Annotated in this window: 15 protein-coding genes; 11 read left to right on the forward strand and 4 right to left on the reverse strand. The window is 40.8% G+C overall.

Annotated elements, in window-relative coordinates; translation table 11 throughout:
* Positions 1 to 30 precede the first annotated feature (30 nt).
* Genes AN390_RS03185 through AN390_RS03200 form a run of 4 tightly spaced genes read right to left on the reverse strand, consistent with a single transcriptional unit; the run spans position 31 to position 3,781 of the window.
* Complete coding sequence (locus tag AN390_RS03185; RefSeq protein ID WP_004587150.1) at positions 31 to 1,410, reverse strand: AmpG family muropeptide MFS transporter; 1,380 nt, start codon at positions 1,408 to 1,410, stop codon at positions 31 to 33.
* A 46-nt stretch (positions 1,411 to 1,456) separates the two neighbouring features.
* The gene (locus tag AN390_RS03190) at positions 1,457 to 2,074 is read right to left on the reverse strand and encodes a peptidylprolyl isomerase (protein WP_004587149.1); all 618 of its coding nucleotides are present in this window, start codon (positions 2,072 to 2,074) and stop codon (positions 1,457 to 1,459) included.
* 2 nt (positions 2,075 to 2,076) lie between these two features.
* A complete protein-coding gene (locus tag AN390_RS03195) occupies positions 2,077 to 2,637 on the reverse strand; it encodes a YajG family lipoprotein (RefSeq protein ID WP_004587148.1) in 561 nt (186 codons plus the stop codon).
* Between the two features lies 1 nt (position 2,638).
* Positions 2,639 to 3,781, reverse strand: coding sequence for a methyltransferase (locus AN390_RS03200; RefSeq protein WP_055252949.1), 1,143 nt, complete (start codon positions 3,779 to 3,781; stop codon positions 2,639 to 2,641).
* A 42-nt stretch (positions 3,782 to 3,823) separates the two neighbouring features.
* On the opposite strand from AN390_RS03200, the gene AN390_RS03205 reads away from it, so the two are divergent.
* The 11 genes from AN390_RS03205 to nqrM all read left to right on the forward strand — a co-directional run bounded on the left by AN390_RS03205 (position 3,824) and on the right by nqrM (position 13,772).
* A complete protein-coding gene (locus AN390_RS03205) occupies positions 3,824 to 4,435 on the forward strand; it encodes an alpha-ketoglutarate-dependent dioxygenase AlkB (RefSeq protein WP_004587146.1) in 612 nt (203 codons plus the stop codon).
* A 55-nt stretch (positions 4,436 to 4,490) separates the two neighbouring features.
* The gene (locus tag AN390_RS03210) at positions 4,491 to 4,802 is read left to right on the forward strand and encodes a BolA family transcriptional regulator (RefSeq protein ID WP_004587145.1); all 312 of its coding nucleotides are present in this window, start codon (positions 4,491 to 4,493) and stop codon (positions 4,800 to 4,802) included.
* A gap of 124 nt (positions 4,803 to 4,926) precedes the next feature.
* Positions 4,927 to 6,120, forward strand: a complete 1,194-nt coding sequence (gene fabV / locus AN390_RS03215) for an enoyl-ACP reductase FabV (protein ID WP_024034299.1) — start codon at positions 4,927 to 4,929, stop codon at positions 6,118 to 6,120.
* 353 nt (positions 6,121 to 6,473) lie between these two features.
* Positions 6,474 to 7,817 (forward strand): Na(+)-translocating NADH-quinone reductase subunit A, encoded by a 1,344-nt coding sequence (locus AN390_RS03220; RefSeq protein WP_004587143.1) that lies wholly within the window; start codon positions 6,474 to 6,476, stop codon positions 7,815 to 7,817.
* Between the two features lie 3 nt (positions 7,818 to 7,820).
* The gene (locus AN390_RS03225) at positions 7,821 to 9,023 is read left to right on the forward strand and encodes an NADH:ubiquinone reductase (Na(+)-transporting) subunit B (RefSeq protein WP_004587142.1); all 1,203 of its coding nucleotides are present in this window, start codon (positions 7,821 to 7,823) and stop codon (positions 9,021 to 9,023) included.
* Positions 9,016 to 9,768: a Na(+)-translocating NADH-quinone reductase subunit C gene (locus AN390_RS03230; protein WP_004587141.1), complete on the forward strand. Its 753-nt coding sequence runs from the start codon at positions 9,016 to 9,018 to the stop codon at positions 9,766 to 9,768. The genes AN390_RS03225 and AN390_RS03230 overlap by 8 nt, the downstream gene beginning before the upstream one ends.
* Entirely contained in the window at positions 9,768 to 10,400 is a 633-nt protein-coding gene (locus AN390_RS03235) for an NADH:ubiquinone reductase (Na(+)-transporting) subunit D (protein WP_004587140.1), read from the forward strand. The genes AN390_RS03230 and AN390_RS03235 overlap by 1 nt, the downstream gene beginning before the upstream one ends.
* A gap of 10 nt (positions 10,401 to 10,410) precedes the next feature.
* Entirely contained in the window at positions 10,411 to 11,019 is a 609-nt protein-coding gene (nqrE, locus tag AN390_RS03240; RefSeq protein ID WP_004587139.1) for an NADH:ubiquinone reductase (Na(+)-transporting) subunit E, read from the forward strand.
* Between the two features lie 18 nt (positions 11,020 to 11,037).
* Positions 11,038 to 12,267, forward strand: a complete 1,230-nt coding sequence (gene nqrF, locus AN390_RS03245) for an NADH:ubiquinone reductase (Na(+)-transporting) subunit F (protein ID WP_004587138.1) — start codon at positions 11,038 to 11,040, stop codon at positions 12,265 to 12,267.
* A 98-nt stretch (positions 12,268 to 12,365) separates the two neighbouring features.
* The gene (locus AN390_RS03250; protein WP_055252950.1) at positions 12,366 to 13,397 is read left to right on the forward strand and encodes an FAD:protein FMN transferase; all 1,032 of its coding nucleotides are present in this window, start codon (positions 12,366 to 12,368) and stop codon (positions 13,395 to 13,397) included.
* A gap of 162 nt (positions 13,398 to 13,559) precedes the next feature.
* Positions 13,560 to 13,772: a (Na+)-NQR maturation NqrM gene (nqrM, locus tag AN390_RS03255; RefSeq protein WP_004587136.1), complete on the forward strand. Its 213-nt coding sequence runs from the start codon at positions 13,560 to 13,562 to the stop codon at positions 13,770 to 13,772.
* Positions 13,773 to 14,073 lie beyond the last annotated feature (301 nt).

Below are 14,073 nucleotides of genomic sequence, written 5' to 3' on the forward strand. Positions count from 1 at the left end.
CTAAGCAAATCACGTTAATGCAGGGATGCATTACATATTTTTATGGTAATTTTGCTCTAACTGATAGAGCTTATGCCTAATCAAATATAAAAACACCAGCGAAGGTATTACCATTAATGCCGTTAACACAAAAAATAATGCCCAATTTCCCATTAGCCAATCATCAATAACCACACCACTGTAACTTGAAAGCAATGTACGCCCTAAATTACCAAGCGAAGCCAGTAATGCATAATGTGTTGCACTAAATGCCCGGTCACATAACATCGATATAAATGCCACCATAGCCACTAACGACCAAGCCTGAGTAAAGCCGTCAATTACAATAGCAAAAGCGTATAAGCCCAAATTAGGGCCAACCAGCGCAATAGCCGAAAATGCTAAATTAGACCCCGCCATAGCAACACCACTTATAAATAGCCCTTTTACAATGCCGTACTTTTGATTGAACAAGCTGCCCACAAAGGTAAAAGCAATGGTGAGTACTGCAGTGCCTACTTTTGAAAAAGTGGCTATATCGCTGTTGCTAAAGCCTATTTCTTTATAAAAAACAATCGACATACGCCCTAAAAAAGCTTCGCCTATTTTAAATAAGAAAATAAATGCTAATAAGGCAAGGGCTGTTTTAACCCCATTTTTAGCAAAAAAGGTTTTAAAGGGATCAACCACTGTAACGCCAAGCCAAGCAATCACTTTAGTAAAGGGCGTTTGCTTAATGCTGGCTAGTTTTTCAAGGTATACGCGCTCAAGCTCTGCGTGAACAGCTTCTCGGTTTGATTTAGGCTCTTTGGCAAATAACACGCCGCTCATTAGTATCAACATAACAGCGGCTAAAAAGTAATACACTTGTGGCCAATCTAAAGAGGGGATATCGGCCATGTAAAAAGGAATAGCACCCAGTAATGCGTAACCTGTCCACCAACCCGATGTGGCCATAGCAGCAGCTGCAGTGGCTTTATGAGATTCGTTTTCGCTTAACGTGTCTATTCTAAAAGCATCAATTGCTATGTCTTGTGTGGCAGAGGCGACTGCGATGAGTAAACATAAGCCGGCGGCAATCGCTAAGTTTGCTTTTAAATCAAGCCCCGCTAAAAGCAGGGTGCCAATAAACATAAAGCTTTGGCAAAATAAAATCCAGCTGCGACGTTGCCCAAACCATTTGTACAATAATGGCAGTTTGGTTCTATCAATAAGCGGCGACCACATAAAGTTAATGCTATATGCGCCAAATACAATACCAAATAAGCCAATCATACTGCGGCTTAGGCCTTCATCTTTTAGCCAAGCCGACATCACAGAGCCAATCAGTACCCATGGAAAACCACTGCTCATACCAAATATAAAAATATTGATTAAACGTTTATCTTTAAAATACGAGAAATATTCGCTTACTGAGAGGGTTTTGCTCATAGGGCCTTCATTGGCGTTGGGTGCAACTTAGTTGCACCTCAGTGATTTATAATGGGGTTTGCTCAAGTACTTTAATATTTAAAATAACAACGGGCGTTTTTGGTACAAAGTCGTAGCCAATTTTTTCATTAAAGCCGGTTTCAACAGCCATAATTTTATCTAGCGTGTCGTAACCATCCATTACATTGCCAAACACGGCAAAGCCCCAATCTCTACCTGGGTTTAAATGATCGTTATCATCCATATTAAAAAAGAACTGGCGAGTTCCTGAATGCGGTTCACGGTCTTGATACGCCATAGCGATGCTGTACATATCATTTTTTAAACCGTTGCCACTTTCGTTAAATATAGGGTCGTTTTCGTGTAAGCCATCAAGGTCTTTATCGTAGCCACCGCCTTGTATTACAAAGTCACGGTCGTTTTCAACATCACGTTCTACACGGTGGAATATACTGCCTTGGTAACTTTTATCCATTACGTAGGTTAAAAAGTTATTTACCGTAATAGGAGCTTTTGAGCGGTCTAGCTCAACCACAATGCTACCCAATGACGTGACTATTTCTACACGCGGGAAAATATTGTCTTTTTGAACAAAACGGCCTTCTTGCGCGGCAAAGGTGCTTACACTAAATAGTAGGCTTAAGCAGATTAAAAATCGTTTCATTGTTAACCTTCTAAAAATTCAATTAATTCTGGGTCCGATACAATGCGGGTTATAATTTGTTCCGTCAACTTATTGAGTTGACCTTCAATTTTGGCGCGATCGTGGCTCAGCGGCCCTTCTAAATTAGCACTGCCACGATACACTTTACTAAAATTGCTGGTAGAGCGAATGACCCGTACGCCTAGCTCAATGTGCGCTTCGCTGGTATGGCTCATGAGCTTTTCAGTCACCTTTGCTTGTAGGGCATGAATATCTAGTTCAAAGCGGGTTGTTGCTAGGTTAGAAATACTTGCTCCGTTACGATTTAGCGCGCTATCTAATACGCTTTTAACAGAGGTTACAATATCTTGGCTGGCAAAGGTCTTGGTTTTGTCCGACTCAACAAGCTTAAGGGTTGCGCTATCACCACGTAAATCAATAACGCTGGTACTTAAACTGGCTGAAATAACGCTAATTTGGCCACTTTTATAAACCGGGTTTAATATCACTTGGTTTGGCTGGTTACTGCATGCGCTAAACACCAGCATGGAGCAACAGGCTAAAATAAATTTAGTTAATTTCATTTTATAGCATCCCACTATTTTTAGTTGCGCTGAGCACTACAAACTTTTTGTTTGAACCTAATAGCTTACAGTTACCAAACATACGATTTAATTTATCGTGATAATCTAAATGACGATTACCAATAATACGCAGCTCGCCACCTTCTTTTAATGTATCTTTTGCTTGTTTAAACATTTGCCACGCAATGTGGTCGGTAACAGCTTGGGCTTGGTGAAATGGAGGGTTACACAACACCATATCTACACTGTCTCTTGCAAAGCCGGTTAAACAATCGTTTTCTATAAATTGGCAATCATCAAATTTATTTGCTTGGTTAAGTTCTACATTTAAACGTGCAGATTCGACCGCCATGTACGACTCATCAACAAAGGTTACCGACGCATTTGGACAGCGTGATAACGTCATTAAGCCCACCACACCATTACCACAACCTAAGTCGATAATACTTTTTGCTTTTGAGGTTTGCGGCAAGTAATTAAAAAAGAACCGCGCACCTATATCTAACGAATCGCGCGAAAACACATTGGCATGGTTCGTTATATTAAAATCAGTGCCTTCAAGCTGCCAACTTACCGGGAAGTTAGCTTCTTTATAGCCGCCTTTAGCTGTACTTAATATTAAACGCGACTTTTTAACGGCCAAGCTTGTTTTGGTCTCGCCAATAAATTGCTCAAACGCTTTTATAGTTGAGTTATGAATTTCCTTTGTTTTACCCGCGGCAATAACCGGTGTGCCAGGGGCAAGTACTTCACTCAACTCGCTTAATTGAAACTGTAAAAACCCGACGTTACGCGGTATTTTTATAAGTACTAAATCAACCTCTTCAGGCAGCGCAGATAAGCTATCTAACTGTGTAAATTGGGCTGTTGATAGTTTATTTTCTTTTAAATTATAGGCTGCAGCTTGGTGGCTAATATAAGAATCGTTAACTGAACAAACCGTTAATTCACTAAAATAACAGGCAAGGGCACCAAACGTGTCGTTTAAAATTAGTAATGAGCGACAATCTGGGTGATGTTCGTTAACATAATTGATAAGGTACTCGTCGGCCGAATCCCACGCTTGTAAACTGCGGTTTTTTTGATCCAAAGGGAAACGTTCAAGAGTAAATGTTTTATCGCCTAGCTGGGCTTGCGTCGTCATAATGGTTTGTTGATCAGTAATCTAATGTAGGTAAATTCTAACATGCAACGGCAAAACGCCAACCCCCAACAGTTACCAAACGGCTTTTCTTATCAAAGTAAGGCGCTTAGTGCGCAAAAAAGCCTCGATTTATTTTATTATTTACAAAAAAATCTTAATTGGCAGCAGCCTAATGTCACTGTGTATGGCAGAACAGGGCCCATTCCACGTTTGCAATGCTTTATGAGCGACTTAAATATTGAATATGGTTACTCACACAGTAAACAAATAGTAGAGCCGTGGGATGAGGTGCTTTTAGCAATGCGAAAACGTTTAGAGCGACATTTAAATAAGCCGCTTAATTCGTTATTAGTCAATTATTACCGTGATGGTAACGACACCATGGGCTGGCACAGTGATGATGAAATAGAGCTAGGCCCTGAGCCTACCATTGTATGTATATCGCTTGGTGCTGAGCGCGTACTTAAATTAAAGCAAAAAGCTACTAATAAAGTCACCGACTTAAAATTACAAAGCGGTAGTTGCTTAGTGATGAGTGGGCATAGTCAGCGCGACTACCAGCACGCAATCCCCAAACAAACAACGCTTGCTCACCCACGGATCAGCTTAACGTACCGCTTTATTGAGCACATTAAGCAAAAGCAATTTAGTTAGTTAAATTAACTTGTTATAGTAGCTGCACAAATCAGTGACTAAATATGGTGTTTTAATGTCAATGCAACAACAAATTCAAGACAAGCTTAGTAGCGCGATTGCCTGTAAGCATTTAAACGTAATTAACGAAAGCCATATGCACAGCGCCGGTACTGAGTCGCATTTTAAAGTAATTGTGGTAAGCGAAGAATTTGCGGGTAAACGATTACTACAGCGCCACCGCCAAATTAACGAAGTACTAAAAGATGAGCTAGCAAATCATATTCATGCCTTAGCAATTCATACGTACACGCCAGATGAATTTTCAGAGCAGGGTGGCGAAGCGCCTGACTCTCCAAATTGTATGGGCGGCTCAAAGCTAAATTAACCCCAATGTAGGTTAGCCAATATAAATAGGGGTATTTGATCAGGTTTAACTGATCAGATCAGTGTTTTTAGTATTAGCCTTTAAACTAGCGCTAATTTTTATTGTAAAAGATATAGGATGATCAATGGTCATTAAGCCTAAAATTCGTGGATTTATTTGTACTAACGCACACCCTGTAGGATGTGCAGAGCATGTTCAAGAGCAAATTAACTATGTAAAACAACAAGGCGAATTAAAAGATGCGCCTAAAAATGTACTCGTAATTGGGGCATCTACTGGTTACGGCTTAGCGTCTCGTATTACGGCGGCATTTGGCGGTGGGGCTAAAACACTGGGTATTTTCTTTGAAAAAGAAGGTACAGAGCGTAAAACAGGTTCTGCTGGTTGGTACAATACAGCAGCATTTCAAGACGCTGCAGATGAAGCTGGGCTTTGGTCAAAAAATATTAATGGCGATGCGTTTTCTAACGAAATTAAGCAAAAAGCAATCGAGACAATCAAAGCAGATTTAGGCAAAGTAGACTGTATTATTTACAGCTTAGCATCGCCTCGTCGTACCGATCCAAATACAGGTGAGGTGTATTCATCTACACTTAAACCTATTGGCAGTGCTGTAACTACAAAAAACTTAAATACGTCAAAGCGCGAAATTGACGAAGTAACAGTAGAAGCCGCAAGCCAAGATGACATCGACAACACCATTAAAGTGATGGGCGGTGAAGATTGGGAAATGTGGATTGATGCATTAAAAGAAGCAGACGTACTAGCCGATAACTTTAAAACCACGGCTTATACTTATATAGGTAAAGAGTTAACGTGGCCAATCTACGGGCACGCAACAATAGGTAAAGCAAAAGAAGATTTAGACCGTGCAACTGCCGCAATTAAAGAATCGACAAAAGATTTAAATGGTCAAGCCTATGTGTCGTCGTTAAATGCTGTTGTTACTCAGGCAAGCTCTGCTATTCCTATTATGCCGCTATATATCTCTGCTTTATTTAAAGTAATGAAAGCCGATGGCACTTATGAAGGCACTATTGAGCAAATTCATGCTTTATTTAGCGAAAACCTATACGGTGAAAACCCACGCTTTGACGAGGGCGGTCACTTATTCCAAAACTACAAAGAGCTAGAGGACGATGTACAAGCACGTGTGCAAGCTGTTTGGGATAAAGTAGATACGAGCTCAATTGATGAGCTAACCGATTATGTAGGCTACCATAACGAATTTTTACGTTTATTTGGTTTTGGCATTGACGCTGTTGACTATGAGCAAGATGTAGATGCAGTGAAGCCAATTGCAAACATGATTGACTAATCATACTTTGTAATTATAAAAAGTCGCTTATTGCGGCTTTTTTGCTTTTAGTGTTTTAGATATTTTGTGGCAGTTAGGTGCTTAGGCTACCACTTTGGTCTACCTTGATTTTTATTTAAAACACTTAACAAAACTAAATAAGCGTTTCTGTCGTATAATTTTCATAAATACACTCGCATAGTCGTACATAATGATGTTAAAATCGAAGCAATATGTGAGGAGTTTTACTGCGTTGCTTGTTTGATATTCCTAGCAAGTTGTTCTTTTGTACCTTGATATATCTTGGATAACTCAAGTGGCGACGTGGTTGATACGATTTTTCAGTTTCTTTCCGTTAATTAATGCAAGTGCGTATGATCAACATAAAAAAAGGTCTGGATTTACCCATAGAGGGCGCGCCTCAGCAAGTTATTCATGATGGTTCTGCCATCAAACGTGTAGCTGTGCTAGGTGAAGAGTTTATCGGTATGCGTCCAACCATGCATGTTCGTGTGGATGACCAAGTCAAAAAAGGCCAGGTACTTTTTGAAGACAAAAAGAACCCAGGCGTCCTATTTACTGCACCAGCTTCTGGTACAGTAAAAGAAATTAATCGTGGTGCTAAACGTGTGCTGCAATCTGTTGTTATTGAAGTAAACGGCAGTGAGCAAATCACCTTTGACTCTTTCAATGCAGATGAGCTTGCAAGCTTATCGCGTGAAAAAGCCAAAGAAGTACTTGTTCAGTCAGGTCAATGGACAGCACTTCGTGCTCGCCCATTTAGCAAAATAGCTGCGTTGGATGCAAATCCTAGCTCTATATTTGTAACCGCTATCGACACAAACCCTCTTGCTGCAGATCCTGCAGTAATTATTGCCGAAAATGCAGCTGCATTTGAAGCGGGTCTTGCTGTTGTTTCGCGTTTGACCGATGGCAAAGTATTTGTATGTAAGCAAGCTGGCAGTCAAGTTCCTAGCTCGTCTATCGCTCAAGTAGAAGTACATGAGTTCGGTGGCGTGCATCCAGCAGGCTTAGTTGGTACTCATATTCATCACCTTGATGCAGTATCTGTTAATAAACAAGTTTGGCATATTGGTTACCAAGACGTTATCGCGTATGGTCACTTATTCCTTACTGGTGAAATCAACACAGACCGTGTTATTTCGCTTGCAGGTCCTCGCGTTAAAAACCCTCGTTTAGTGAAAACACAACTAGGTGCTTCATTAGATGATTTAGTGGCAGGCGAATTAGAAGACGGTGATAACCGTGTTATTTCTGGTTCTGTTTTATCTGGCGCTATTTCTTCAGGTCCTCATGCATTCTTAGGCCGCTACCACGTTCAAGTATCTGTTTTACTTGAAGGTCGCGAAAAAGAGCTGTTTGGTTGGATTGCACCAGGTAGTGATAAATTCTCTGTAACGCGTACATTCCTTTCTCACCTTGCACCGAGTCGTTTATTTAAAATGACAACGTCTACAGGTGGTTCAAAACGTGCCATGGTACCAATTGGTAGCTACGAGCGCGTAATGCCGCTAGATATTTTGCCAACCCTATTATTACGTGACTTAATTTCACGTGACTTAGACAGTGCAATTTCATTAGGTGCGCTTGAACTTGATGAAGAAGATTTAGCGTTATGTACCTTCGTTTGTCCGGGCAAATACGAGTATGGTTCTATCCTACGCGATTGCTTAACAACGATCGAGAAGGAAGGCTAAGAGATGGGTTTAAAGAAATTTTTAGAAGACATTGAGCCGCATTTTGAACCAGGTGGTAAACACGAAAAATGGTACGCCCTGTATGAAGCAGCCGCGACTATTTTTTACACGCCAGGTTATGTAAATAAAGGCGCAACTCACGTTCGCGATAATATCGACCTAAAACGCATGATGATTTTAGTGTGGATGGCGACGTTCCCAGCTATGTTTTTTGGTATGTTCAACATCGGTCATCAGGCCGCGGGTGCTTTAGCACAAGGTTTTGAACTAGCAAACTCTTGGCAGGTTGGCTTGTTCCAGTTATTTGGTGGTGAATTAACCGCTGAGTCGGGCTGGGGCGCTAAAATGTTCTACGGGGCATGCTTCTTCTTACCAATATACGCCGTTACTTTTGCAGTAGGTGGTTTTTGGGAAGTACTATTTGCTTCTGTGCGTAAGCATGAAGTTAACGAAGGTTTCTTCGTAACCTCTGTATTATTTGCACTTATTTTGCCTGCGACTATTCCTTTATGGCAAGTGGCGTTAGGTATTACGTTTGGTGTTGTTATTGCTAAAGAAATCTTTGGTGGTACAGGCCGTAACTTCTTAAACCCTGCATTAGCGGGCCGTGCGTTTTTATTCTTCGCATACCCTGCACAAATTTCAGGTGACACAGTATGGACTGCAGTAGACTCGTTCTCTGGTGCAACTATGCTAGGTCAAGCGTTTGTTGGCACTCTTGATTACAGCAACATGGAGCTATGGTGGAATGCGTTTTACGGTTTCATTCAAGGTTCTGTAGGTGAGACATCTACGCTTGCTGTGCTTATTGGTGGCTTATTCTTAATTTACGTTCGCATCGCTTCTTGGCGCATTGTACTAGGTGTATTCCTAGGTATGGTGGCAACTGCATTCTTATTAAATGCGGTTGGCTCTGAGAGCAACCCTGTATTTGCAATGCCTTGGCATTGGCATTTAGTACTGGGTGGTTTTGCGTTTGGTATGTTCTTTATGGCTACTGACCCTGTATCAGCTGCATTTACCGATAAAGGTAAGTTCGCATACGGCGCGCTTATTGGCTTTATGGTAGTTATGATCCGTGTAGTAAACCCTGCTTTCCCAGAAGGCATGATGCTAGCAATCTTATTTGCTAACTTATTTGCTCCACTGTTCGATCACTTTGTAGTGCAAGCTAATATCAAGCGGAGGTTGGCACGTAATGTCTAGTAATAACGAATCAATCGGCAAAACGTTAACGGTTGTTGTGGCACTATGTTTAGTGTGTGCAATTATTGTATCGTTTGCTTCTGTACAGCTTCGTCCTTTACAGCAAGCTAATAAAACTCAAGATATTCAACGTAATATCTTAGCAGCAGCTGATATTGAAATCGCAAACTCTGTATCTGACACATTCGATGGCAAAATCGAAGCACGTGTTGTTGATATGGACACTGGCGAATTTGTTGAAGATGCTGATCCAAACTCATTTGATTTCGAAAAATCGAAATTCGACCAACAAAGAAGTTTTGCACTTAAAGCAGAAGGGATTAAGGACATCGCTGGTATTCAGCGTATGACTAAAAACTCACCTGTTTACATCTCTAAAAAAGAAGATGGTTCTACAGATGCAATCATTTTACCTATCCAAGGTTACGGCCTTTGGGGTGTAATGTATGGTTTCTTAGCGCTTGAAAGCGATGGCGAAACAGTTAAAAACATCAACTTTTACAAGCATAGCGAAACACCAGGCCTGGGTGGCGAAATTCAAAACCCACAATGGACAGCTAAATGGCAAGGTAAAGAGTTACCTATTAACATTATGAAAAGCGGTGCTAGCAACGAACATCAAATTGATGGTTTATCAGGTGCTACACTAACTTCTAATGGTGTTGATCACACAGTTGACTTTTGGACTGGTGAAAACGGCTTTGGTCCTTTCCTTGCGAAGGTACGTGAAGGAGCGTTGAAATAATGGCTGATACTAAAGAAATGAAGTCGGTCCTATTTGGTCCGGTTTTAGCTAACAACCCAATCGCATTACAAGTACTTGGTATTTGTTCTGCTCTGGCGGTAACGTCTAGCTTAAAAAATGCCTTAATCATGTCAATTGCTTTGACATTAGTAACGGCGTTTTCTAGCTTGTTCATTTCAAGCATTCGTAACCACATACCTTCATCAGTACGTATTATCGTACAGATGACGATCATTGCTTCACTAGTAATTGTTGTAGACCAAGTATTACAAGCATTCTCTTACGCTACGGCGAAAGAGCTTTCTGTATTCGTTGGCCTAATCATTACTAACTGTATTGTAATGGGTCGTGCTGAAGCGTACGCAATGAAGTCGCCGCCACTTATGTCATTTTTAGATGGTATTGGTAATGGCTTAGGCTACTCAGTGGTATTACTTACTGTTGGTTTCATTCGTGAGCTATTTGGTAAGGGAACACTATTCGGTGTTGATATTATCCCATTAGTACAAGATGGTGGTTGGTATCAACCTATGGGTCTATTGATTTTACCACCGAGTGCATTCTTCATCATTGGTTTATTCATATGGGTACTTCGTACTTATAAGAAAGACCAAGTAGAAGCTAAAGCGTAAGGGGCAAGCAGTGGAACATTATATTAGTTTATTTGTAAAAGCGGTTTTTATTGAAAACTTAGCTTTAGCTTTCTTCCTAGGTATGTGTACTTTCTTAGCAGTATCTAAAAAAGTAACTACATCAATTGGCCTAGGTGTAGCCGTTATTGTGGTACTGGGTATTTCTGTACCAGTAAATAACTTGGTTTACCATGCCGTACTTGCACCGGGTGCATTAGAGTGGCTTGGTTACCCTGAAGCAGACCTTAGCTTTTTACGTTTCTTAACGTTCATTGGTGTTATTGCAGCACTCGTGCAAATTTTGGAAATGGCATTAGATAAGTTTTTCCCTGCACTTTACAACGCATTAGGTATCTTCTTACCACTAATCACAGTTAACTGTGCGATTTTTGGTGCGGTATCATTCATGGTTGAGCGTAACTATAACTTCGGCGAGTCTGTTGTTTATGGTGTTGGCGCTGGTGTTGGTTGGGCGCTTGCAATTACATTACTTGCAGGTATCCGTGAGAAAATGAAATATTCAGACGTGCCAGACGGCCTACGTGGTTTAGGTATTACCTTCATCACTGTTGGTTTAATGGGTCTTGGCTTTATGTCATTCTCTGGTATTTCACTGTAAAGGTAGCGAGGATAAATCATGAGTTATGAGATTTTCTTAGGCGTTGGTGTTTTCATCGCTATCGTTGTACTACTAGTTTTAGTTATCATTGGTGCTAAATCTAAGTTAGTTGCAAGCGGTGACATCATCATCGGTATTAATGGCGATCCAGACAAAGCCATTAAAACATCAGCAGGTAGCAAGCTTTTAGGCGCGCTATCTGAATCAGGTATTTTCGTATCATCTGCATGTGGTGGCGGTGGCTCTTGTGGTCAGTGTCGTGTACACATTAAAGAAGGTGGTGGCGATATCTTACCAACAGAACTTGATCACATTTCTAAAGGTGAAGCCCGTGAAGGCTGTCGTTTAGCGTGTCAGGTAAATGTTAAAAACGACATGGAAATTGAACTTGAAGAGTCAATTTTCGGTGTTAAAAAATGGGATTGTGAAGTTATCTCTAACGATAACAAAGCAACGTTCATTAAAGAGCTTAAGCTACAAATTCCAGATGGCGAATCAGTGCCTTTCCGTGCGGGTGGTTACATCCAAATCGAAGCGCCTGCTCACCATGTTAAATACGCAGATTTCGATATTCCTGAAGAGTATCGTGGCGACTGGAATCACTTTGGTTTCTTCGACCTGGAGTCAAAAGTAGACGACGAAACAATTCGTGCATACTCAATGGCTAACTACCCAGAAGAAGAAGGCATTATCATGCTTAACGTGCGTATTGCTACGCCGCCGCCAAGAAACCTAAGCCTACCATGTGGTAAAATGTCATCGTACATTTGGTCACTTAAAGCAGGCGACAAGGTAACTATTTCAGGTCCATTTGGTGAGTTCTTCGCTAAAGACACCGACGCTGAAATGGTATTCGTAGGTGGTGGTGCAGGTATGGCACCAATGCGTTCACATATCTTTGACCAACTTAAGCGTTTAAACTCTAAGCGTAAGATTAGTTTCTGGTATGGTGCGCGTTCTGAGCGTGAAATGTTCTATGTTGAAGATTTCGACGGCTTAGCAGCTGAAAACGATAACTTTGTATGGCATACCGCATTGTCTGACCCACAACCAGAAGATAACTGGGAAGGTTACACAGGCTTTATCCATAACGTACTTTATGAAAACTACTTGAAAGATCATGAAGCGCCAGAAGATTGTGAGTTCTACATGTGTGGTCCTCCAATGATGAACGCGGCTGTTATCGGCATGCTTAAAGACCTAGGTGTAGAAGACGAAAACATCTTACTAGATGACTTCGGTGGCTAACACCCATATCAAAACAGCTTAGTTTTGGTTAAAATACGGGCCTCGTCGCACTTTGTGCTACGGGGCTTTTTTTATTTTATTTTACATGGGCTAATTTAATGAACAGAGTAAGCAGTTCTCAAGGCGCTATCAGTATCTTTTTATTAACTATAATGCTATATATCTCTGGCTGTGGGGCTGAAAAAACTCCTCAGGAGGTATTTTTAGAAGGCAAAACGATGGGCACCACCTATCATATTAAATACTTTGCCGACGATAAAAGCGTTGATGCCACTAAATTACAGCAGCAAATAGATACGCAATTGAAAGCGGTTAATCAGTCTATGTCTACGTATATCCCCGATTCTGAAATTAACACATTTAATAAATTACCCGCCAACCAGGTTATGCCAATTAGTGAAGACTTTAGGGCTGTGGTGAGTGAATCGATTCGTTTAGGTAAGTCGACCAAAACGCTCGATGTAACGATGGGCCCGTTAATAGATTTATGGGGCTTTGGACCTGATAAAAAACCAACTAAGCGCCCAAGTGATGAAGCACTTGCTGCAATGATTGAAAAAATTGGTGTAGATAAACTTAATCTTACTGTGCAGGGACTTGCTAAAACAGTTGATGGTTTAGAGCTGTCGTTTTCGGCCACAGCGAAAGGGTATGGCATTGATAAAGTAGCGCAATTACTTGAAAGCCAAAATATTAGTAACTACATGGTAGAAATAGGTGGGGAGCTGCGCATTGGCGGTGAAAAGCCAAATAACCAAGATTGGAAAATCGCGATAGAGCAGCCAGATGCGCCACCAGGCGAGCGAAAAGTTCACCGTGTATTAGCGCCCGGTACGAATGGCATTGCAACATCAGGTGACTACCGTATTTTTTATAAAATGGATGGCGAAACTTACACTCATTTAATTGACCCAGTAACAGGCATGCCAATCAAACATGACTTAGTGTCGGTTACTGTATTACATCCTAGTGCAATGACCGCAGATGGCTTAGCAACCGCATTAACGGTTATGGGAATGGAGAATGCTAAAGCATACGCTGAAAAGCACGATTTACCTGTGTACTTAATGGCTAAATCAGACAAAGGCATTGTGACTTACGCGAGCACTGCATTTAAGCCTTATTTGTAATATAATAGCGTTTAGCTAAAACTTTATTCGTGCTAAACGCATATTACAACCGATTTTTTGAAATAGACTTCTCTCGCATCTATGTGGGTTTTGGGTGTATAATTTAGCGGTCGCTCAAGAATGTTTGAGCATAATTTATTGCTGATCAATAGGGGCTAAGCAATGTCACTTTTTCTTCTTACATTTGGTTTATTAATTTTAATCGTGATAGCTATGGCTGTTGGTATGATCGTGCAAAGAAAATCTATGGCAAGTAGTTGCGGTGGATTAGGCTCGGTAGGTATTGATAAAGCCTGTGATTGTGACGATCCTTGTGATAAGCGTAAAAAGCGTATGGCTAAAGAGCAAGCCTGGAAAGAAAACCAAATTATTTAAGCCGTAGCTTAATGACAAAAAGCGCCTTATGGCGCTTTTTTTGTACCTGTGTATTTATTGTCCAACCTCTGTTTTAAATAAACGCAAGCTTAATGTATTAGACCAAGGTCTATAGTTTAGTTTTTTTCACCTATTAGGTTTATTTTTCTCGTTTGTCAAATTGGAGCTAACACTCTAAAGTTTAACCATAGACACAGAGCAAGGCTCTAGTCATAAGCTTGAGGCATAAAAGTTAGCCTCGCTTAAAAGAATCTTTATATTGTGTGTGAAGATGTTGTCAGTGTGAAAGGCAACTCAAGTT

Origin of the sequence: Pseudoalteromonas sp. P1-11, from assembly GCF_001399995.1 — a bacterium.
Classification (GTDB): Bacteria; Pseudomonadota; Gammaproteobacteria; order Enterobacterales; family Alteromonadaceae; genus Pseudoalteromonas; species Pseudoalteromonas atlantica.